This window comes from Hyphomicrobium sp. CS1GBMeth3 (genome assembly GCF_900117455.1).
Lineage (GTDB): Bacteria > Pseudomonadota > Alphaproteobacteria > Rhizobiales > Hyphomicrobiaceae > Hyphomicrobium_C.
In genome coordinates this window covers 1,805,492-1,825,308 of record NZ_FPHO01000003.1, presented here as the reverse complement: position 1 = coordinate 1,825,308, position 19,817 = coordinate 1,805,492, and the positions used below count along the sequence as shown (strand labels likewise).

Here is a 19,817-nt window from a genome sequence, read left to right as displayed (position 1 = left end):
GGATGCCGAGTCGGTTCTAGCCTTCGCAGGTCATTTATAAAACGAACATTCGTTTTATTTGTTTCCCAAGATTGTGGTGGCGTCAAGGCGGATCCAAGCCTTGCGGCGATGAATCGACTCGCTTGAGTCCCGATAAAAATTTATGGAATATCAGAATGTTAACGCAATCCCGTAGGGAACAGGCTCAAAACTGGGTCAGCCAGTTGAGCGTCACGTACGGCGCAACCTCGTTATCAGCAAAGGCGTTGCGCAGCGCGCCAACCGAAACCGACACTTCGCTGACGCCCCATTCGTAGCGGGCGAAGGTTCCGCCGCGGGCGTAGTCGAGGAGCTCGGCGCTATCGAAATCTCGAACAACCGTGCCGTCATCGGAGACGATGACGTGTCCGCACTCGCGGCTTCTCTTGCCGCTCAAGCGGCACTCAGCGCGAGCATCGACGTTGATGCCGCCTTCGAGGCCAATTGAGAGATTGGGCCAAACGCGATAGCCGACGCGCGCCCTGGCTGCGCGGGTGTCGTGGGCCGATGACCACCATAGGTCCAGCGAGCCCCATCCCCGCTCGCCGATGTTCAGCCACAGCTCCAGCGCACCCTTGATGCCGACCTCGTCGCCGATGGCGATCACCTCCTCGGCCATTCCGAGATTGTGGCTGATGATCGAGGCCCCCACGAACGCCTTCGCCGTCAGCTCGCCGTAGCGCTTCAGGTAGCCGATCAGCACCTCGCCGTAGTAAGTGCTCACGTCCAGCTCGCGCTGCGTGAACCTGTCAGCGTCGGTGGTGAGGTCGATCGAGTGTTGCGTGTAGGACTGCTTGTAGCCGCCGTACCCGCCTGCGGCGCGGACGCGGATACCATCCTCGTAGATGCTGCTCCACGGCGCCACCGTGACGCCGGAATAGACGAGCCAGACATCGCTCGAAACGTCGGCACCGGCCCAGACCTGCCGGCCACCGGATTGCTCAGCCGTGTCTGCCGCTGCCGGGTTGCAGAGGATACCGGCGATCAGAAGAGCCGCAGTCGCCATGGACCACGCGCCAAGGCGCCGGCCGAGCCGGACTCGAACTGAACGCATCCCCGCCGACATAACGCACACACAAAGCGAGCACCGCGATCAGACAAGACGCTAACGTTAATAGTGTCAATAATGAATATCAGATGGCTGTCAAATATACCACCTAAGATGGCACTGCATCCTTAAGTGTATAATCTTCAGTTGTTGAAACGAGGTCTTGGCGCTGAGCCTCGCCGTGCTTAGCCTACGGGCGTAGTTCTCAGCATGGTAAATATCATTCGATGACGAGCAAATCTCCCCCGTCCACGCGAGAAGATCGGCTCGCCAAAGCGTTGCGCGACAACCTCGCGCGGCGCAAGGCGCTCATGCGGTCGAAGCGGGCGCGCTCCGACGCTCAAGGTGCAGATACCGCCCCGGAGCCCCTAGAGGACGTGCGGCGCGAAAAAGTCTCGTCCTGACCAAAACGAACTTCGATTGCCCTTAGGGTTCGTCAACGCTTAATCATCATCATTCGATGAGCGGGGGCTCACCACACCTTTCGCGCGAGATCCTTCCTTCCTCTCGGCGACCTTATCTCGCAAGGACATTGACCATTCATGGATCGCATCAGGATCATCGGCGGCCAGCCGCTCAAGGGGACTATTCCGATCTCGGGCGCGAAGAACGCCGCGCTTCCCCTCATGATCGCCTCGCTGCTGACGGAAGACCGACTGACGCTCAAGAACGTGCCGAACCTCGCCGACGTGAACCTGCTTGCGCGCATCCTGCGCAACCACGGCGTCGACCTTGCCGTCGACGGTAAGCGCGCCGGCGGGACGCCGCATCTAGGCGAGACGTTCCATCTCACGGCGCGTGACATCTCGGATACGACGGCGCCCTACGAGCTCGTGTCGCGCATGCGGGCGAGCTTCTGGGTGCTCGGCCCGCTGGTGGCGCGCATGGGCGAAGCGAAGGTGTCGCTGCCCGGCGGCTGTGCCATTGGCACGCGGCCGGTGGATCTGCATCTTTCGGCTCTGCGCGCGCTCGGTGCGGAGATCGAGATCGACGCCGGCTACGTCATCGCGCGGGCGCCCAAGGGGCTCGTTGGCGGACACATCACCTTCCCGAAGGTCTCGGTCGGCGCGACGCATAACGCGCTGCTCGCGGCTGCGCTCGCAAAAGGCGAGACGCTGATCGAGAACGCGGCGCGGGAGCCGGAGGTCGGCGACGTGGCCGCGTGCCTGGTCAAGATGGGCGTCGTCATCGAAGGCATCGGCACGTCGACGCTGCGCGTGCAGGGCAAATCGCGGCTCGAAGGCACCGTGCACACGGTGCTGCCGGATCGCATCGAGACGGGCACGTTCGCGTTTGCCGTTGCGGCGACCGGCGGCGACGTGGTGCTCGAGGGCACGCGGCGCGAGCTTCTCAAAACGGCGCTCGAAACGCTGTCGGAGACCGGGGCTTCGGTGACGGATACCGAGACCGGCGTGCGCATTCAGCGCAACGGCAATGGCCTCGAGCCGATCGACGTCGAAACGCAGCCGTTCCCGGGTTTCCCAACCGATCTGCAGGCCCAGCTCATGGCGCTAATGACGCGCGCGCACGGCACGAGCGTGATCCGCGAGACCATCTTCGAGAACCGCTTCATGCACGTGCAGGAGCTGGCGCGGCTCGGTGCCGACATCAAGCTGCACGGCGATACCGCGACTATCAAAGGCGTGAGGAGCCTGCGCGGGGCCCCCGTGATGGCGACCGATCTGCGCGCGTCCGTCTCGCTGGTCATCGCCGGGTTGATGGCCGAGGGCGAGACGATCATCAACCGCGTCTACCACCTTGACCGCGGCTTCGAGCGGCTCGAGGAGAAGCTTTCGCGTTGCGGCGCGCAGATCGAGCGACTGACCGCGGGCTGAGCGCTTTCGATGAGACCGATGATTCACGCTTCGGGCTGATGAGGCCCGAAGCGATCATGGTCTAGAGGCTCTTGTTCATACGGCGAATGCGGGTGGCGAGCTGCCGCATGACGTAGAGCGAGAACGCCGGGTTGTGGCGCACGAGTTCAAGGAACGTTTTGCGGTCGATCAGGGCCACCTCGGTTGCCTCGGCGGCAAGCGCCGCTGCCGAGCGCGGCGAATTGTCGATCAAAGCCAGCTCACCGAAGATGCCGTTGAGCCCCACCTTCTCGAGCACCGTGCCATAGGTCACGATGCTCACCTTGCCCTCGACCACAAGGTACATGAAATCGCCGGGATCCTCTTCGAGGAAGATCTTCTCGCCGGCAGAGTAACGCTTTAGCGGAATCTTGAACCGCTCAAGAAATTCGAAATCAAACGGGGCGCCCAGCATGGTCTTCGGTCCGGCAGCCGTTTTGAAAAGCAGATCATAGCGCGAAAGGCGGCCTATGTCCCCGCGGGCCGCGACTTCTTCTCTCAGCGTAAAGATCCCGAGAACTTGCCGTCCTGCCCGCGGAAGGTCACATTTAGGTTCAAATGAGGGGGATCAATGCGTCGAGTCGGGCGGGCGACTAATCGGCGGGGACGAGTTTCACGGGGGAAAGGGGAGATCTGACATGAAAACCATCGGGTTCGTTGCCGCCATCGCGGCGGCGGCAGCATTCTGTGTATCTGCACCGGCCTTGTCGCAACCGAAGTTCAAGGCCGGAACGCTGACCTGCACGGGCGGTGGGGGCGTGGGGCTCATTCTTGGCTCCACGAAGAGCTACGACTGCAAGTACGTCTCGGCCTCCGGCTCCTATTACGAGCGCTATACCGCTTCGATCACCAAGATCGGCCTCGACGTCGGCGTCACCAACAACAGCGTGATGGTGTGGGCCGTGCTCGCTCCGTCGGAAGTGCGCAAGCGCGGGCTCGCCGGCAGCTATGCCGGTGCCACGGCCGACATCGCCATCGGCATCGGCGGCGGCGCGAAGGTGCTGCTCGGCGGCTCGAACAACTCGATCGCGCTGCAGCCGGTCAGCGTGCAGGGCCAGACGGGTCTTAACCTTGCCGTCGGCGTTGCCGAGCTCAGCATCCGCTAGGCTCCTTGTCTCCAGGTTGCGTAGCCGGAGCGTCCCCGCTATCTGTCGCCAACATGGCCGCCGTAACGGGAACGACCTTGCATGTCCGACCTGAAGCTTATTGCGCTCGATACCGAAGACCTTTCGATCCTGGCCGCGCACCTGCAGGATGCAGTGCTGCACGTCGAGGACATGGTCTATCTGAAGGCTGAACGGCGCTTCGCGCTGCTCGTCAATCGATTCGACTGGAGCGACGCGGTCGCCTCCAACGGGGACGGCAAGCCGTTCGTTCGCCGCCGTACCGGCGTGCGGTTCGAGCATGTCACCGGCGCGCAGGTGCAGGGGCTCGACCTCCTGAACAAGACTCTGGCGCTGTCGCTTCTGACGCTCACGTTCGAGCCGAGCGAAGCGCCGCAGGGCACCGTAACCCTCACCTTCGCCGGCGGGGGCGCTGTCCGTCTCTCGGTCGAATGCATCGAGGCGGCGCTGACCGATCTCGGGGCCGCCTGGGCAACCTCGCGCAAACCGGAGCATGCCGGCGATTAGCCGGGGCCTGCGACCTCACAACCCACAGTGCAAGGACCGTTCTTTGGGGCCAGCGCGCTTTCGCCATCGGCACTGCTCGCCTATAAGGGCCCATTCGCCAGGAACCCCGTTTGCGGGGACCGCCACCGGAGACCTTCATGCCCGTGCGGCTTTCCACGTCTGAGCCCGATTTCGCCTCTCATTTCGATGCCCTGCTTGCGGCCAAGCGGGAGGTCTCCGAGGATGTGGACGAGGCCGTGCGCGCCATTATCGCCGAGGTCCGGGCGCGCGGCGACAGGGCGCTCGTGGCTCTGTCGCAGAAGTTCGACCAGGTCGACCTTGCTTCCATCGGCATCCGCGTCAACGAGAGCGAAGTGGACGCAGCGGTGCGGGCCTGCAGCCCCGAGACGCTCGAGGCGCTCGGCTTCGCGCGCGACCGCATCTGGGAGCACCACGTACGGCATGTGCCGCACAGCGAGACCTACACCGATCCGCTCGGAGTCACGCTCGGTCATCGCTGGACGGCCGTAGAATCAGCCGGGCTCTATGTGCCGGGCGGGCTCGCCTCCTATCCGAGCTCGGTGTTGATGAACGCTGTGCCGGCGAAGGTCGCGGGCGTCGAGCGTCTCGTGATCGTGGTGCCGACACCCAAGGGGCAGCTCAATCCGCTGGTGCTGGCCGCAGCCAAGCTCGCCGGCGTTTCCGAGATCTATCGCGTGGGCGGCGCGCAGGCCGTGGCGGCGCTGGCTTACGGGACCGAGAGCATCAAGCCGGTGGCCAAGATCGTTGGGCCTGGCAACGCCTACGTGGCGGCGGCCAAACGGCAGGTGTTCGGCACCGTCGGCATCGACAGCATCGCCGGGCCGTCCGAGGTGCTCGTCATCGCCGACAAGCACAACTCGCCGGACTGGATTGCCGCCGACCTCCTGGCGCAGGCCGAACACGACACGGCTGCGCAGTCGATCCTCATCACGGACGATGCGGGCTTCGCCGACGCGGTCACGGCCTCGGTGCAACGCCAGGTGCAGCAACTGCCGAAGGCCGACATCGCGGGCGCGAGCTGGCGCGATTTCGGCGCCGTCATCGTCGTTGGCTCTCTCGACGAGGTGCCGCCGCTCGCCGACCGTATTGCCGCCGAGCACCTTGAGATCGCGACGCGCGACCCCGATGCGATGGCCGCTGAAATCCGCAATGCCGGCGCCCTGTTCCTTGGCGCCTACACGCCGGAGGTGATCGGAGACTATGTCGCCGGCCCCAACCACGTGCTGCCCACGGCACGCAGCGCGCGTTTCTCCTCAGGGCTCGGCGTGCTCGACTTCATGAAGCGTACGTCGATCCTCAAGCTCGACGAAGCGTCCCTCGACAAGCTCGCGGCGCCTGCCATGACGCTGGCGCGCGCCGAAGGGCTCGAAGCTCACAGGCGGTCGGTAGAGATCCGGCTTTCGAAAGGATAGGGCATGACCGAGACATCGACCGACGAGTCCGTGCAGACCAATCATCGCATCGCCGAGATCGTGCTCGATCCCAACTCGATCGCCCGCGGCAACGCGAACATCGAGCATGAGCGTGAGGTGGCGATCTACGACATCCTCGACGGCAACTCGTTCGAGCTCGAGGGGTGCGACGAGGGACCGTACAAGCTCACCATCGGCATGGTGGAGGACCGGCTGGCGCTGACCGTCTACAGCGCGGGCAAGGACTCCGAGGAGCCGGTCGTGGCGCACTTCCTTTCGCTCACGCCGTTCAAACGCATCATGAAGGACTACTTCCTGGTGCTCGACAGCTACTATCAGGCCATCCGTTCGGCCCAGCCCTCGCGCATCCAGGCCATCGACGTCGGCCGGCGCGGGCTTCACGACGAAGGCAGCCGCGTGCTGATGGAGCGGCTCGAAGGCAAGATCAAAATCGATCTCGATACCGCACGGCGTCTCTTCACGCTCATCTCGGCCCTTCACTGGAAGGGGTGAGTCCGTGTCAAGCGAGGGCGATGGACCTCGGTCGGTGCTCTTCACGTGTGCCTTAAACACCGTGCGCAGCCCCATGGCCGCGGCGATCCTTCGCCATCTCGCCGGTGAGCGGATTCGTGTTGCCTCTGCCGGCGTGCGCGCCGGTATCATGGATCCGTATGCCGTTGCCGTCATGGACGAGATCGGCATCGACATTTCCGAGCACGAGCCGGCGACGCTCAAGGAGCTCGATGACCCGGATTTCGATCTGATCGTCACGCTGTCGCCGGAGGCGCATCACCACGGCGTCGAGTTGACTCGGCTGGTGCCGGCCGACGTCGAGTACTGGCCGACGCCGGACGCGACAGTACTGCTCGACAGCGTCAGCCGAGAGGAGGCGCTGGCCGCCTATCGCGACGTGCGCGATCTTCTGTTCCGGCGGATCAAGGAGCGCTTTCTGCACACAGCGGGTGGCCCGACGGTGTGAGCTCACATTCCCCTCGCGTGTGGGAGCGGCTAGGGATGGGAGGAATTTCGACGGCCAGCGTTCCGGTGTCCTTCTCTTCGGGCCTCTCCTACAAGGGGGGAGGGAAGTTCCTCGGCCGCGTTGGCGGCGATCAGGAACCAGGTACTCCTCTCGCCGACGCCCTTGATCTCCATGGGACCGCGGGGCTCCAGCTCGAAGTGTTCGGCCAGCTTCTCGCTCGAGACCGGGCAGATGTGAATGCGCCCCGGCGTGGACGCGCTTTCGAGCCGCGCCGCGAGGTTCACAGCGTCGCCCCAGATGTCATAGGTGAACTTCTGGCGCCCGATGACGCCGGCCATGACCGGGCCCGTTGCCAATCCCATGCGCATGGTGAGGTCGTAGCCGGTCTCGGTGCACAACCGGCGCACTGCATCCTGCATGGCAAGCGCCATGTGGGCCAGGCGGGCGGCGTAGTCCGGCACCGGTTCGGGAACGCCGGAGGCGACCATGTAGGCATCGCCGATGGTCTTGATCTTCTCGACGCCGTGGCGCTCGGCGAGGTCGTCGAATGTCGAGACGAGCGTGTTCAGCAGTGCGACCGTGTCCGCGGCGCCCAGCCTGCGCGCCAGCGGCACGAAGCCCGAGATATCGGCAAACAGGATGGACGCTTCGGGGAACGTGTCCGCGACGGGCTCCGCGGGCCGAACCTTCAGACGCTCAACGACCTTGTCCGGCAGGATATTGCGCAGCAAGGCTTCCGTTTCCGCCTTGGCGTTCTCGGCAAGGCGGAACGCATAGTAGACCGCGGCGGCGATGATGCCGAAGGTGGTGATGGCCGCCTGTGCGTAGAGGGAATCGAGCACGTCCTGCGGAGCGGGAATCGCCGCTTCGGACTGCGGGAACCAGAACCAGCACAGGATATGCAGGCCGAGCGCGATCGCGATTGCCGGAATGATCATCCATAGCCGGCCGAGGCCGAGAACCACGAAGGCGCCGGCCGAGAACGCGACATACTGGATGTGCAGGCCCGACTCGCGGCCGAGATAGTATGTGAAGGCGAAGAGGGCCACGTACTCCGTGACGAGAATGAGCAGCGCCGCCGCGACAGGTCCGAAGCGATGCATCAACGGGACGGTCGCGACGATCACGACGATCGCGAAATTGATGTAGATGATCGGCCAGTAGCGGTCGTGATCGAGGAAGGTCTGCTGCAGGGCATAGATCAGCGTCGTGACCACGATCAGGTAGGCGATCATGTTCAGGATCATCAGCCGCCGCTTGGTTTCGAGCGGATAGCCGTGCGTACCCGCCTCGACGAGGCGTGACAGCCAGGCCCCCAGCGCAGCGAAACGCGGCTCCTGCCACAGCCAGGCCAAGCGTTTCACGAAGCTTGGCGCGGCCCTCGCTCCAGACTCTTGCAGCCGCGGCACGATCGGCAGCCTCCCAAATACGGTCGCGGGGACCGTAGATCATTTGTCGTCGGATGTGGATACGAAGTCAGGTCTCTGGTTACGGCCACCGACCCGGCTCGGCTGTCATGCAGGAAACACGAGATGGATTTGCGAGCGGCGCGCCCGGCCGTGCCTCAGGCGCCGGCGGTTGCTTCCAGTTCGTCGATGTCGCACGTGAAACGGGTTTCCTTGCGGGAGATGGCGCCGCTGCCCTCGAGCAGGGACAGCGCGGCGTTGACCTTCGGGCGGCTGGCTCCGATCAGCAGCGCCAGCTCGCTCTGCGAGATCGGAAGGTCGATGACGATCTTGGCGCCGGGCTTCAGCTCGCCCTTCTGGCGGGCAGCGGCCAGGAAGAAACGCGCGAGCCGCACCTCGATCGGATAGAGCGCGATGCCTTCGAGCTGGTGGTCGGCCTCGCGCAGCCGGTTGCAGAGAAACTTGATGATGGCATCGCGCACTTCGGGGCGCTGCTCGATCAACCGCGTCAGGGCGCCCTTGGACAACGTGAGCGCAGAGACCTTTGACACGGCCGTGGCGTCGGCGCTGCGCATGCCGCCGTCGAGCACGGCGATCTCGCCGAAGATTTGGCCGGGCTCGGCGTGTGCAAACGACAGCTCGCGGCCCTCGGCCGTCAGCACTGACAGGCGGACACGGCCGCTCGTCACCAGATACACATCGCGCCCTGGATCGCCGCGGGCAAAAATGGCCTGGCCGCCGTCGAAAGACGTCTCGCGCATCTCCTGCAGGACCGCCTTACGGTCGGCCTCGGCGAGCGCGCCGAACAGCGGCGTCCGCTCAAGCATCTCGAGCAGCGCTTCCTTGGTGATCATTCCTGCCTCCACGACGGCCGCGCGGGCCAACGGCGATTTTCGCGGGAACGGGGCTTCCTGGCAACGAGCATCTTGCTTTTCGCGGGGGGGCTCTGCATTCTCCGCTCTGGTTTTTTCAGGCCCCGCGTGGCCTTGGCACTGCCGGCAAGCCGGTCCTTCGCGTTTCGCGTGCGGCGCGGCACCCACCACCCTTCGTTGCATCGGCACAGAGACATGAGCTCCGTCAAGGCTGCCTTCTTCAGCTCCTTCAAACGCACGGACAGCCCACGCCGCGAAACACTCCGGCGCGAACTCGCCCGCGAGCGGGCGCGCGAAGGGGGGCCGCAGCACACGCCCAAGCTGGTGCTGGCGAGCGCCAGCCCCCGGCGCCTGACGCTCTTGGCGCAGGCCGGGATCGAGCCCGACGCGCTGCGCCCGTCGAGCGTCGACGAGACGCCGCGGCTCGCCGAGATGCCGCGCTCGCTCGCCTCGCGCCTGGCGCGGGCCAAGGCGGAAGCGGCGCGCGACCAGATCGCCAACGACACCGACATTGCCGGTGCCTACGTGCTGGCGGCGGACACGGTGGTGTCGGTGGGGCGGCGCATCTTCGGCAAGCCCGAGCACATCGAGGAGGCTGTGGCGACGCTGGAGCGCCTTTCCGGGCGCTCGCACCGCGTGCTGACCGGCGTTTGCCTGATCACGCCCGACGACCGTATCCGGACGCGGATCGTCGATACGCGCGTGCGCTTCAAGCACCTTTCGAAACCGGAGATCGAAGCCTACATCGCCTCTAGAGAGTGGCGCGGCAAAGCGGGCGGCTATGCCATCCAGGGGCTTGCCGGCTGCTTCGTGCGCACGATCACCGGGTCGTACACCAATGTCGTCGGCCTGCCGCTGACCGAGGTCGTGAGCCTGCTTATCGGCGAAGGCTTCCCGGTGCATTTCAACTGGCTGCGCGCGGCAGAGACCGACGCGGAATGAGGTCGCGATGACCGACACGAAATCCAAAGCCAAGTCCCCGTCTGGCGCGGGAGGTTCTGCCGCCTCCGGCAGTGTTGGTGATTCTGCCGCCTCCGGCAGCGTGGGCGGCAAATGCCCGATCTGCGGCAAGCCGGCCGTCCACGCCGTGCGGCCGTTCTGCTCGTCGCGCTGCGCCGACATCGACCTCGGCCGCTGGGTCTCGGGCGCGTACGTGATCGCCGGGGGCCAGTCCGACGCCGACGAGGATGGCGACGAGGCGTTTGCCAAGGAGGCGGATCTGCGCCATCCCGGGCCCGGGAAGGACCAAGAGCCGCAATAGGTCCATGTCCGTTCGGTGACGCTGGACACCGGGAAGCGCACCCCCTATAAAGCGCGAGCTTTGACGGCAGGCCGCGTTCTCGGCGGGTCTCGCAAGCAAAAAGCCCAGGTAGCTCAGTTGGTAGAGCATGCGACTGAAAATCGCAGTGTCGGTGGTTCGATTCCGCCCCTGGGCACCATCCCTCCTAGCAGCTCAATAAACTCAACACCTTAGCGCCGGTGGGAAACCAACCCTCAATTTGGGTGGGAAACTTTGTTCGGCTTTTGCTCTCCTAGAAGCCCCATCGCATCGCCCGCCATCTTCTTGCGATTTGCCGCGCGCGTGTAGCGTTCAGCCTCCTTGCTCGTCTTCCAACCGAAGATTGCCATCAGCTGCTTTTCGGTCGCTCCGTTCTCCGCGGCTATCGTTGCGCCGGCTTTGCGCAGTCCGTGCGCCGAGCAATGCGGCAGCTCCGCTTCGTCGCACCATTGGCGCATCTTGTTCCCGAGGCCGGCAATCGAGAATGGGCGGCCGAACTCCGTGACGAGATAGGTCAGGTCCCCCGTCGGGCTCGCGTCGATGACGCGCTGGAGCTCCGGCAGGATGGGAATCTCAATGTCGACGGGATGTCGATTGCGGTTCTTGAACTGGCGCAGCTTCAGCCAGCCGTCGCTGGCATGCTGTCGACCCACCCTTGCCGCGTCAGAGCGGCGGAGGCCGGTGAAAAGGAACAGCGCGAGGGCGAGACGCGCCTTGGTGCCAATGGGATGGCGTTTCTCATACTGGCGCACTTCGTCGACCGTCCAGCTGTGATGGCCGTCGCTCGCGGTTTTCAGGTAGGGCACGTCCCGGGCCGGGTTCGCACGAACAAGCTCCTCCTCTAGCGCCCAGGTAAACACGGCGCGGATCGCCTTCACGCGGCAGTTGGCGGCTTCTGGCTTCTCAGCCTTGCGGTCGCGCAGTACCCGCACGGCCTTGGCTGTCATGCGCGCCAACGGGAAGCCGGCGAACGTTTCCTTCGCGCCGGGATACACAGGCTCCAAAAACGTGGCTTCAAGGATGCCGCGGCGCGGGCGTTGGGTGGCGGACGGGTCGAGTTGCTTCCATCTGGGCGAACTCATGTACGCCACGCACAGCCACCGCCACGTGCCCGAGATGGGCGTCCCGTGCGCCGGATCGACGACGAGGGCACCGGTTTCGCTCTGCTCGATCAATTCGCGGTAGCGGGCGTCGAACTCAACGGTGCCTGGCGTTTCGCGGACCCGGACCTTTCGCTGCCCCTTGCGCCAGAAATACAGGCGCACGTTGCCGTGGCGATCGACGTCCTCGTAGACGTAGGGGTATCTCACGGTGACCATGGCAGCGTCCGTCATACGCGCACATGGCTCCAAGGATCAGAATCGGCTGAGCCAAAATCATCGTCAGAAGGGAGCGCATCGAACGCGGTGTCAAGGCGTCGACGGTCCCACACTTTTCGCCCATCGATTCGCTTCGGGCCGGGCATGTCGCCCCGCTGCACCAACTGGTCGAACTTTGTCGCGCCGATTCCAACATATGCGGCCGCTTCCTCGCGCGAGAGCCCGCGTGGTGGAAGGCTCGCCGGCAGAATTTCTGCTCGAACGCGAGATCGTGGCGGACGAGCACTCGCGGGTCGCGGAGGGCGGCTCCCTAACGGTCGGGTACGGACTCCCGGCTCTCTGTCCGGACGGGCGTTCATGGAGTGCCCTGTTCGCTGGCGGGCGCCTGCCGGCCGTATGTCGCGCCGGCGGCTGATGTGAACGGTAGGACATTTCGGGGAGTTTGCCGGAGCTGCTGATCAACCGCCCGCCGCGCAGCGACAGAATGAACGGCCTTCGGAACACCGCTGTACTCGTAAAGCGGTCGCGCCATCGGAATGGCATCGAGAAGCTTGCCGAAGAATTGCTTGGCGAAGGCTGCAGCCGTGTAGCCCGACCCCGACGGGTTCGGATCTTTGTACGTGATGCGCTCGAGTTCGTTCGCGAGGCGCCGGATCTGCGTAATTTCGGCCGGCGAGTAAAGCTCGGTGACGAGGGAACGCTGACTGGATAGCGCGGCCTTGATGTTGTTGAGCATCACCTGCGGCGAGTGAGCATTGCCCTTGTTGTTCTGCACCAGGCGGGCCCAATAGGCGACTTTGAGATCCGCGATGGTGTCGCTTGCTATGCGCGGGTCCGCGTACTTCTTGAGCGCGGTCTTCATCGAGCGCAGCGCCTCTACGGCACCGTTTTTGATCGTCGACGGGTTTTGAGCAGATGCCGGGCCGAAGAGGATCTGCACGGCCCGCTCGGGGCTGTCTGATGTCTCGAGTTCGCGCATGAGCTTCGCGGCGGGGGTGTTGCGGCCCTTCACGCTCGGGCTGAAAAGGTTCTGCATCGTGCGCGTGGTGTCACGCGCGATGAGAAGGTTTGCCGCTGCAGCCGCGTCACCGGCGAGCAAGGATTGTCGTGCTGCCTCGTCGATCCAATCGTTGAATCCGTCGTAAATCGCTTTGGCAGCCGCCTGATCGGTCGGATCAACGGCACCCTTGTACATGCCGAGCAACTGGCGCCGCATTTCGTCGACCGTTTTGACTGGCGACTGTTGTAGCACCTTGGCGACGGGATCTGAGAACGCCCGGCCGCCAATATAGTCGTCGAGCCCTCGTGCCATCGAGGCGGCCTTCGGCATCTCCGAAGTGACGCGAAGTGTGCCAAGCCTGCCAGCGAGGGCATTAGGCAGGAGGTCGAAGGCGGCCTTGGTCGGAAGGATGTCTGTCACCGCTCCCCATGCGGCATCCTCGCCCGCTTCTGCCATCTCGCGCGCGTGCCGCATGCCGCTTTGAATGCCAACGCCGAGGTCGGCAGCATTGTCCGCCATCTGCTGAACATTGGTGATGCCGGCGGGGTTCATGGTCCCGTCCTGCCGCGCGGCCTGCGCACGGAAATCGCTCGGCATGCGCGTGCGCGAAGCAAAGTCGACGGCCTGGCTCTGGCGCGCGTCGAAAGCCTGCATGGTGTCGCGTGCACGCTCGCCATAGAGGTTGCGACGCATGGCTTCCTCTTGCGTGAGTTGCCACGAATCCTTGCTGCGCTGGCCGACCGTCGAGGGGATGCCGAATTCCCCTTCCTGCGCCTTGATCGCGGCCTGGCTGGCATCTCGGGTCCGAGAATACGTCTGAGCGAACGTGCGCGCGATGTCGCCGTTTACGGCCGCCGGGTCGAGCCCCTGTGACTTGGCCAGCGCTTCGCCTTTGGGCGTGAGCTTGCCCGTCGATCGGTTGAACAGGCTCGGCTCGATCACGAAGCGACCCCAGGCTTTGGACGCGAGAAATTCAAGGGGAACGCCCAACCCACCGGCGCCGGCGGCGAAGAGTGCCTTGCCGATCTCGACGCCCTGCTCTGAACCGAGCGGGGCCTGCGCCAAGTCGCCGGCCACGCTCGTCCCTCCGGAACCCGCCGTATGCGCAAGGAAGCGTGTAACTCCGCGTGCGCCTTTCGTGAGCGAACCGATGCCCATTCCGCCGGCTACATAGGGTGTCGCGCCATAGACGCCCCGCCAGAGGTCCTGCGTGTCGAGGCCCGGCGCATTGACGTAGCCGCGCTGCTCTTGCCCGTCCGGGCCGCGCGTCACAAGCACGTCGTAGCCGTGGGCGTCCGTCTCGCGGCGGATGAAGCGATCGCCGAGCTGCTTCGCGATGATGTCGGACATCTGCGCGTCGGAAGCGCCGAGCATGGCGGCTGTCGCGGTCGGGCTACGCAGGTCGTCGGTGAACTGCTCGTAGACGGTGCCAATGCCGGCCTCTCGCGGGTCCTGGCGGCCGCGAAAATCCTGCAGGCGCCGTCCCCACCAAGTCTCGGCGTCGGGTTCGACGAATGGCGAAGCCGGTTCCGTTTCATGCGTTCTGGCCTCGCCAAACAGCAGATCCTCGCCATTGAGCTCGGGGGCTTGGGGCGCGGCCTGAGTCGGCTGGGCCTCTCCAGCGGGATTCGGGCCGAACAACAATTCTAGGCCATCGAGTTGCGGCGCGGCGCCCGACGACGGCTGTGCCGCCTGCGTTGCAACCTGCTGCGCCATGGAATACCACGCTGGTGCATCCGGCTCGCCGTTGGCAAGACGGAAGCGCGAGACGTGGCGGAGGGGCGGAGTGTCGATCGGCATCAGGCGTCAATCCCGAATTCTGCGCGCAAGCGCTGACGGACGACGGGCGCCACGTCTTGCGGCGTGAGGCCCGGGTTGCTGTCGAGGCTCTGCTTGAGAAGCTCGTTCGTGCGGCGCTGAATGAACTTCGGCATATCGTCGAGCGGCAGCGCCTTGGCCATCTGCTCGACGTCGGCGGGGAAGCCGTTCTGGGAAAGATAGTTGTAGCGCGCGAGCGCCATCTTGCTCATGCGGATGCCGTTCTTGAGCTTGGCCTCGAATTCGATGGGGCTGTCGCCGTCGAAGACGCCTTCACCCGGATTCGGCTGCGCTTTCTTGATGCGCTCCGCCTCCGAGATCGTCATGGCGGCTCCGGTAATTTCCTTGATGTACTGGTTGAGGTTGTTCAGGGCTTCGGCCCGGTTCGCGGAGTACGCGGCGAGCTCCTGCCGCTGCTGCGGCGCCAGTGATTTCCGCGTGCTCGAAAACTTGTCGAGGAGCGCGTTCCACTTGAAACCGAGGCGGCTTTCGATGGTCTGATACTCCGGCTTCCAGGACTGCTCGATGCCCTTGAGGCGCGAGTATTGCTCCGTCGTGTTGAACTGCTTTTCCTGCAGGGCGTTGATGGCCGGCTTCTGCATTCCGGGCGCGACCGCGCGCGACGCGTCGAGGAACTCTTTGCCGGCCGGCGCAAATCGCGGATCGAACAACATGGCGCCGCCGAGACGGCGCGCCTTGTCTCTGGTCATTGGTCCGAACGGTGTTTGCACGAAATCCTGACCGCCCGAGACGGAAGCGGCTGGTGGACCTTCGAACGGCGCGGCGTTCTGCGTAAGGGCGAGCTGGGCGGGCTGGTACCACGCAGGCGGCTCTCCGGCGTACGGGCTGCGGGGAGCGTTCGCGACACGCTCAACCGTCACCGTCCCGTTCGCATCCTTGCTCATATCGCTGCCGCGGTTCGATGTGTTTTGCCAGAGAGCGGGCAGGCCTTCGTCGACGGCGTTCTGCAAACCGGAGGCTGGGGCTGTCGGCGCTGACTGCGGCAACGGAGGCGGGGCCGTATCCGGGAGGAAAGGCGCCAGCGGAGACGCAGCGCTGGCGTCCGTCTCGCCGTCTCCGAGCAACCCCATGATGATGCCGCTCATCGCGTCCTTTTGCGAAAGCGCGCTCGTTTCGGCCTTGGTCTTGGCGAGATTCGCGCGCAGCATCTCGACATCGAGAGCGCGATCAGGATCCGCGTACTTGGCGAGCAACGGGAAGCCGCGATCGGGTCCGGCCGCGAGCAGCATATCGCCGAAGCCGGGCGGCAGGTTCGACCGTAGGTTCGGATTTTCCAGCAACCCTCGATAGGCCTGCTTCTCCTGCGCAGCCATCGATCGCCGGCGGCGGTCCTCCTCAAAGGCGGCGCCCACTCGCGCTCCTTGCATGGCGCCGTCCCAACCGCCCCCGGTAAGCAATCCGAGGCCGGTCAGCGTTATGGGATTCATGAACCCCTGTTGCAATCCTGCGAGAAGGCCTTGCGGCTCGTCGTCGAAGTTTCCGAGAAGTCCGGCCATGGTCCTGCCTCCCTCACGCGTGGCCGCATTCGGCACTAAAGCCGTATGCGAGCCCGCCAATTTGGATCATTTCAAACGCACCGCCGGGAGCGACATCGACCATGGCCTGCCACAGGCCCGCGGATGCTTCATTGAGACGTGTCGGCTGCTCCGGGATCCATACTCGTAGAATCGAGACATGCCCGTCTGACCATCGCACGGGGCGCAAGGTGTCCTCGTCGAACGGCGCGTATCGGCTCGCAACGAAGCCACCGTGCGCTGTCGCGCTTACGCCGTACGTGGAGAAGGTTCCGTTCGGGCTAGGCTCGGTGACCACGAATTCGCGCGCGGCGCTGTTCAGCATTGCAGCAGTCACAAGCTCGCCAATGCGTGAGAGCATTTCTTCCTCGGTGGCAGCGTAAAGCTCGCCGAGCGATAGCTCCCCGTTCGCCGCTGTCCCGAGAATGAGAACCCGGCGTTTCAGCGGCAATCCGAGGTTAATGAGATGCTCCGAGTATTCGAGTTCCGAAGCGATGGCGTCCTGCAGACGCTCAGACAGCGGTCCTTGTTTCATGGTGGTCACCTCAGAACGGGATCTCGTCGCCGGCGGCATGCGCGCCCGGGACGTTCGATTGCATCGGGGGATCACGCGGGCGCTCGGCCTCGGCCCGTCTTCCGGAATGGCCTCCAGCGCGATCGCGGGACGGCGCCGCGGCGATCATCAGATTCCAGATCGGGTTGCCTTCGGCGTCGACATCCTTCGACTTCAGCAGTGTGATTTTCATCGTGCCGAAAAAGCCGGAGATGTACTGATTTCCGGCGGCTGATGTGCGTTCGTACAACTTGCCGACGTTCACGGAGGGCGGGAACTCGCTGCGACGGTCAGACATGGGCAGGCGTCCTTTCGGTTGCTTTCACGCGGCGTGCTTCGCGCTCGGCGCGATCACGAGCTGCGTTGCTGAACACGCACGGCTTGCACCGGTCGGTCAGGCTATCGGCCGTGATCGGAGACGGCAGGAAGTCGCTGGCAGGGCGAAGCGTGCTGCACTGGCGGCAGATCTTGTGCGAGGGGAGAGGGCTAGGCTGCATCGCCAGGCCCTCCGAGCAGGTCGTAGCCAAGGCGCGAGACGTTAAACCGGTTCATCCGCGGATCGAGCGTGAGCTCGGCTAGCGTCGGCCGCCCCATGGTTTCGTGGTCCTTGAGCTTATCGATGTGCAGCAGCGTCGGACCGTCCATATCTGGCCGCCAAACCGCCCAGCCAATATCGGCCTTGTTGCCCCAATGGGCCGTGTCGGCGCCGTCGTTGAGGGTGAGCAGCTTCCCCTTAGCAAGCCGCTTTTCAACGCCATCCTTGGGCGGATGGGCAGCGACGATCATCAGAAGGTTGTAGTCGTCAGCGAGCGCTTTCAGGGCCATGATGAACTGGCCCATATAGTCGGTTTTCGAGAGGTGCTTCGGGACCTCGTGGTCGAGCTCGTTGACGGGATCGATGATCACGACGTCGACCCCGTGCGTCTTGACTGCGAAGGCGATGCGGTCGAGCAGCCGTTCAAGGTTGAGCACCGCACCCCGCGGACGACGCAGGAAACGAAAGGCCCCCCGAATTTCCGTGTCCGCCCTGGCCACGTCCTCATCGGTCCAGAAATCGATAGGCTTGGCGATGAGGTGGCGCCGCAGATCACGTTGGATCCGCGGTTTGATCTTCTCCTCAAAACTTGTGATCAGCGTGCGCCAACCGTGCTTGCGCCAGGTGCTGACGGCGAGTTGGCGTAGTAGGACTGATTTGCCCGAGCCATACGGACCAATCACCGGCATGAAGGCAGGGCGAACGAGCCGAAACCCATGGCGATCAAGTCCTAAGATTCCGGACTCATAGGTGACTTCTGGATCCGGATCCGGCACGTCGTCGATCGTGCAGACCTCTTCGGTCCACATCGGCTTGGCGGTGAGGACCAAGTTCGCGAGTGCCTGAGTGCCTTCGCTCTCCGCGTAAGCCGCGGCATTCGGAGCCTCGGTTGAGAAGCTCATCCAACGGCATCGCAGGTCGCCCAGCCGCACGGCGATGTCGTCCCGCAACTGCGCCGAGCCCACCGGATAGGCGAGCACAATGCTACCGAAGTGCTCGAGCGTTTCGTCGAGCTCGTAGCCGACCCGCGTGACGCGGTAGAGATCCTCGACGCGGGGGACAACGCGCACTGAGCGATACCCGGCTTCGCGGATGGCTCGGGCGGCACCCTCATCGTCGCAGAGGATCAGTTGAAGGGGCTTTTCGACGGAAGCAAGCATTATACGTACCTCCGCATGTGGGAGGGCTTGCTGCTGCCGCCATTGGTGATACTGGCAGACGGCGGCGGAAGACCTTTCTCGCGGCGGTGCTTGTGGTCCGAAACCGCGCTGCGGAAGTAAGCCCACGACCGAACCGAGCCGGGGGCGGCCCGATGGGCAGCGGCGGCAACGGCGGGCAGGATGTCGAGCTCGAAGTCGGCCCCTGACTGGATCCAGCCTATCGGCTCAGCGACGCTCTGAAGCCCCACGCCTTTCGCGACGGGATGCAGAGCACCATTGGCCGTTGCCATGAGTTTGGCGCAGAGCTCGGCAGGGTTGATTTTCGCAGGGCGAGCGTCAGCCGTCGCTACTACTGACGGTTCAATGGTAGGTTCAATGGTAGGTTCAGCCTTATATGTAGGGATCACCATTGACCCGGGGGGCGGGTCACAATCCTGAGCCGGGGTATGGTCAGAGTTATGATCCGGGGTCGGCTCATAGCCTTGAGCCATGCCCTGCACTGATAGGAACCTAATCAGGTTGGAAGCGCGAGCGCCTGTCGACGGACTGTAGCGCTCCTCGCGTGTGATGATTTTGCGGTTCGCGAGCTCGGCAACATCGCGCTTAATCGAGGCTTCTGAAGCGTGCGCCATCTCGGCTAGGCGACGACGGCTCGGATGGCACGTCCCATCCTTGCCGGCGAAGTTTGCCAGAAGTACCAAGACGAGGCGTGTGCGGGGCTGCAGATCGCATTCGGGATCTGCCAGCAGCTTTGTTACAGCGTTGATGGCAGCGATGCTCATGCGAGCTCCCCGTCGAAAACGAGGAAGCTTCGGCCGATTGCGCACACCATCTCTGCGTCGGCCGAAGTGGGTGCGGCTTCCTTCAGCGCAAACTTGAAGATCTTGTCGATCGAGGGCTTGAGCAGCTGATGCGAGCGAGGGTGCGCAAGAACGCCCGCCGCGATCAGCGATGTGTCCCCGTGATCAAGCGCTGCGCGCAGTATGTGGTTCATTTTGCCGTTCCTTGTTGGGGAGACGGCGGCAGGTCTTGTCGAAACGGAAGGACGCAGCTACATTCAATCCGTCGACGTTGCTGCCGTCGACGTTGGTATGAAGAGATCGCGCCCGCTCCTGACGTTGCCTGTCGGAGCGGGTGTTTCTTTCGGTGCTGTCGGAAAAAACCGTCATGCAGCCGCGGCCTCACGAGCATTTCGGAGGTCGCGCTGCCAGCAGGCGATGTCGTGAGCTGACCAAGCCACCTTCGTCTTGGAGAGAGGAAGCGGCCGTGGAAACTCTCCCCGTCCTATCCGCGCATAGATCGCCGTCTTGCCGAGAGAGGTAAGGCGCATCACCTCATGAATTGTTAGAAACCTGTCGAGGTCGGGGCGCGATCCATC

General features: G+C 64.2%; 21 protein-coding genes and 1 tRNA gene. 9 read left to right on the top strand and 13 right to left on the bottom strand.

Annotated features, from left to right (window positions below; all coding sequences use genetic code 11):
* Positions 1-184: 184 nt before the first annotated feature.
* Positions 185-1,024: a cellulose biosynthesis protein BcsS gene (bcsS, locus tag CS1GBM3_RS15935; protein ID WP_072396472.1), complete on the bottom strand. Its 840-nt coding sequence runs from the start codon at positions 1,022-1,024 to the stop codon at positions 185-187.
* 584 nt (positions 1,025-1,608) lie between these two features.
* On the opposite strand from bcsS, the gene murA reads away from it, so the two are divergent.
* On the top strand, positions 1,609-2,901 hold the full coding sequence (gene murA, locus CS1GBM3_RS15930; protein ID WP_072396470.1) for a UDP-N-acetylglucosamine 1-carboxyvinyltransferase: 1,293 nt from the start codon (positions 1,609-1,611) through the stop codon (positions 2,899-2,901).
* A gap of 61 nt (positions 2,902-2,962) precedes the next feature.
* Here murA and CS1GBM3_RS15925 read toward each other — a convergent pair whose 3' ends face one another.
* On the bottom strand, positions 2,963-3,334 hold the full coding sequence (locus CS1GBM3_RS15925; protein WP_072396468.1) for a Crp/Fnr family transcriptional regulator: 372 nt from the start codon (positions 3,332-3,334) through the stop codon (positions 2,963-2,965).
* A gap of 223 nt (positions 3,335-3,557) precedes the next feature.
* Between CS1GBM3_RS15925 and CS1GBM3_RS15920 the strand changes: the two genes are divergently transcribed.
* The 5 genes from CS1GBM3_RS15920 (at position 3,558) to CS1GBM3_RS15900 (ending at position 6,962) form a co-directional block, all read left to right on the top strand.
* A complete protein-coding gene (locus tag CS1GBM3_RS15920; protein ID WP_072396466.1) occupies positions 3,558-4,025 on the top strand; it encodes a DUF992 domain-containing protein in 468 nt (155 codons plus the stop codon).
* Positions 4,026-4,106: 81 nt separating this feature from the next.
* Entirely contained in the window at positions 4,107-4,550 is a 444-nt protein-coding gene (locus CS1GBM3_RS15915; protein ID WP_072396464.1) for a DUF2948 family protein, read from the top strand.
* A gap of 137 nt (positions 4,551-4,687) precedes the next feature.
* A complete protein-coding gene (gene hisD, locus CS1GBM3_RS15910) occupies positions 4,688-5,983 on the top strand; it encodes a histidinol dehydrogenase (RefSeq protein WP_072396462.1) in 1,296 nt (431 codons plus the stop codon).
* A 3-nt stretch (positions 5,984-5,986) separates the two neighbouring features.
* Positions 5,987-6,496: a UPF0262 family protein gene (locus tag CS1GBM3_RS15905; protein ID WP_072396460.1), complete on the top strand. Its 510-nt coding sequence runs from the start codon at positions 5,987-5,989 to the stop codon at positions 6,494-6,496.
* A gap of 4 nt (positions 6,497-6,500) precedes the next feature.
* On the top strand, positions 6,501-6,962 hold the full coding sequence (locus CS1GBM3_RS15900; protein ID WP_072396459.1) for an arsenate-mycothiol transferase ArsC: 462 nt from the start codon (positions 6,501-6,503) through the stop codon (positions 6,960-6,962).
* Between the two features lie 29 nt (positions 6,963-6,991).
* Here the strand turns inward: CS1GBM3_RS15900 and CS1GBM3_RS15895 are convergent, their stop codons facing one another.
* Complete coding sequence (locus CS1GBM3_RS15895; RefSeq protein WP_244534673.1) at positions 6,992-8,326, bottom strand: adenylate/guanylate cyclase domain-containing protein; 1,335 nt, start codon at positions 8,324-8,326, stop codon at positions 6,992-6,994.
* 200 nt (positions 8,327-8,526) lie between these two features.
* Positions 8,527-9,222 carry a Crp/Fnr family transcriptional regulator gene (locus tag CS1GBM3_RS15890; RefSeq protein ID WP_072397588.1) on the bottom strand — a complete coding sequence of 232 codons (696 nt, stop codon included), beginning with the start codon at positions 9,220-9,222 and terminating at the stop codon, positions 8,527-8,529.
* A gap of 213 nt (positions 9,223-9,435) precedes the next feature.
* On the opposite strand from CS1GBM3_RS15890, the gene CS1GBM3_RS15885 reads away from it, so the two are divergent.
* The 3 genes from CS1GBM3_RS15885 (at position 9,436) to CS1GBM3_RS15875 (ending at position 10,679) form a co-directional block, all read left to right on the top strand.
* Positions 9,436-10,182, top strand: coding sequence for a Maf-like protein (locus CS1GBM3_RS15885; protein WP_244534672.1), 747 nt, complete (start codon positions 9,436-9,438; stop codon positions 10,180-10,182).
* Positions 10,183-10,282: 100 nt separating this feature from the next.
* Positions 10,283-10,501 carry a DNA gyrase inhibitor YacG gene (gene yacG, locus CS1GBM3_RS15880; protein ID WP_072397584.1) on the top strand — a complete coding sequence of 73 codons (219 nt, stop codon included), beginning with the start codon at positions 10,283-10,285 and terminating at the stop codon, positions 10,499-10,501.
* 102 nt (positions 10,502-10,603) lie between these two features.
* Positions 10,604-10,679: transfer RNA gene (locus CS1GBM3_RS15875), tRNA-Phe, on the top strand.
* Between the two features lie 55 nt (positions 10,680-10,734).
* Here the strand turns inward: CS1GBM3_RS15875 and CS1GBM3_RS15870 are convergent.
* The 9 genes from CS1GBM3_RS15870 to CS1GBM3_RS15830 form a co-directional block, all read right to left on the bottom strand.
* Positions 10,735-11,853 (bottom strand): tyrosine-type recombinase/integrase, encoded by a 1,119-nt coding sequence (locus CS1GBM3_RS15870; protein ID WP_072396457.1) that lies wholly within the window; start codon positions 11,851-11,853, stop codon positions 10,735-10,737.
* Entirely contained in the window at positions 11,850-12,089 is a 240-nt protein-coding gene (locus CS1GBM3_RS20180) for a hypothetical protein (protein WP_072397581.1), read from the bottom strand. The genes CS1GBM3_RS15870 and CS1GBM3_RS20180 overlap by 4 nt, the downstream gene beginning before the upstream one ends.
* 104 nt (positions 12,090-12,193) lie before the next feature.
* Entirely contained in the window at positions 12,194-14,638 is a 2,445-nt protein-coding gene (locus tag CS1GBM3_RS15860) for a hypothetical protein (RefSeq protein ID WP_072396455.1), read from the bottom strand.
* A complete protein-coding gene (locus CS1GBM3_RS15855) occupies positions 14,638-16,173 on the bottom strand; it encodes a hypothetical protein (RefSeq protein ID WP_072396453.1) in 1,536 nt (511 codons plus the stop codon). Before CS1GBM3_RS15855 ends, CS1GBM3_RS15860 begins: the two co-directional genes overlap by 1 nt.
* Before the next feature lie 13 nt (positions 16,174-16,186).
* Positions 16,187-16,726, bottom strand: coding sequence for a hypothetical protein (locus CS1GBM3_RS15850; protein ID WP_072396451.1), 540 nt, complete (start codon positions 16,724-16,726; stop codon positions 16,187-16,189).
* A 10-nt stretch (positions 16,727-16,736) separates the two neighbouring features.
* Positions 16,737-17,009, bottom strand: a complete 273-nt coding sequence (locus CS1GBM3_RS15845) for a hypothetical protein (protein ID WP_139247946.1) — start codon at positions 17,007-17,009, stop codon at positions 16,737-16,739.
* Between the two features lie 221 nt (positions 17,010-17,230).
* The gene (locus CS1GBM3_RS15840; protein WP_072396448.1) at positions 17,231-18,439 is read right to left on the bottom strand and encodes an AAA family ATPase; all 1,209 of its coding nucleotides are present in this window, start codon (positions 18,437-18,439) and stop codon (positions 17,231-17,233) included.
* On the bottom strand, positions 18,439-19,221 hold the full coding sequence (locus tag CS1GBM3_RS15835; protein ID WP_072396446.1) for a helix-turn-helix domain-containing protein: 783 nt from the start codon (positions 19,219-19,221) through the stop codon (positions 18,439-18,441). Before CS1GBM3_RS15835 ends, CS1GBM3_RS15840 begins: the two co-directional genes overlap by 1 nt.
* A complete protein-coding gene (locus tag CS1GBM3_RS15830; protein ID WP_072396444.1) occupies positions 19,218-19,433 on the bottom strand; it encodes a hypothetical protein in 216 nt (71 codons plus the stop codon). The genes CS1GBM3_RS15835 and CS1GBM3_RS15830 overlap by 4 nt, the downstream gene beginning before the upstream one ends.
* Positions 19,434-19,817: the final 384 nt, after the last annotated feature.

What these genes read in the sequence shown, in the direction of transcription:
- bcsS (WP_072396472.1), bottom strand. Translation starts at nt 1,024, where the DNA reads ATGGCGACTGCGGCTCTTCTGATCGCCGGTATCCTCTGCAACCCGGCA.
- murA (WP_072396470.1), top strand. Translation starts at nt 1,609, where the DNA reads ATGGATCGCATCAGGATCATCGGCGGCCAGCCGCTCAAGGGGACTATT.
- CS1GBM3_RS15925 (WP_072396468.1), bottom strand. Translation starts at nt 3,334, where the DNA reads ATGCTGGGCGCCCCGTTTGATTTCGAATTTCTTGAGCGGTTCAAGATT.
- CS1GBM3_RS15920 (WP_072396466.1), top strand. Translation starts at nt 3,558, where the DNA reads ATGAAAACCATCGGGTTCGTTGCCGCCATCGCGGCGGCGGCAGCATTC.
- CS1GBM3_RS15915 (WP_072396464.1), top strand. Translation starts at nt 4,107, where the DNA reads ATGTCCGACCTGAAGCTTATTGCGCTCGATACCGAAGACCTTTCGATC.
- hisD (WP_072396462.1), top strand. Translation starts at nt 4,688, where the DNA reads ATGCCCGTGCGGCTTTCCACGTCTGAGCCCGATTTCGCCTCTCATTTC.
- CS1GBM3_RS15905 (WP_072396460.1), top strand. Translation starts at nt 5,987, where the DNA reads ATGACCGAGACATCGACCGACGAGTCCGTGCAGACCAATCATCGCATC.
- CS1GBM3_RS15890 (WP_072397588.1), bottom strand. Translation starts at nt 9,222, where the DNA reads ATGATCACCAAGGAAGCGCTGCTCGAGATGCTTGAGCGGACGCCGCTG.
- CS1GBM3_RS15885 (WP_244534672.1), top strand. Translation starts at nt 9,436, where the DNA reads ATGAGCTCCGTCAAGGCTGCCTTCTTCAGCTCCTTCAAACGCACGGAC.
- CS1GBM3_RS15870 (WP_072396457.1), bottom strand. Translation starts at nt 11,853, where the DNA reads ATGACGGACGCTGCCATGGTCACCGTGAGATACCCCTACGTCTACGAG.
- CS1GBM3_RS15860 (WP_072396455.1), bottom strand. Translation starts at nt 14,638, where the DNA reads ATGCCGATCGACACTCCGCCCCTCCGCCACGTCTCGCGCTTCCGTCTT.
- CS1GBM3_RS15855 (WP_072396453.1), bottom strand. Translation starts at nt 16,173, where the DNA reads ATGGCCGGACTTCTCGGAAACTTCGACGACGAGCCGCAAGGCCTTCTC.
- CS1GBM3_RS15850 (WP_072396451.1), bottom strand. Translation starts at nt 16,726, where the DNA reads ATGAAACAAGGACCGCTGTCTGAGCGTCTGCAGGACGCCATCGCTTCG.
- CS1GBM3_RS15840 (WP_072396448.1), bottom strand. Translation starts at nt 18,439, where the DNA reads ATGCTTGCTTCCGTCGAAAAGCCCCTTCAACTGATCCTCTGCGACGAT.
- CS1GBM3_RS15835 (WP_072396446.1), bottom strand. Translation starts at nt 19,221, where the DNA reads ATGAGCATCGCTGCCATCAACGCTGTAACAAAGCTGCTGGCAGATCCC.
- CS1GBM3_RS15830 (WP_072396444.1), bottom strand. Translation starts at nt 19,433, where the DNA reads ATGAACCACATACTGCGCGCAGCGCTTGATCACGGGGACACATCGCTG.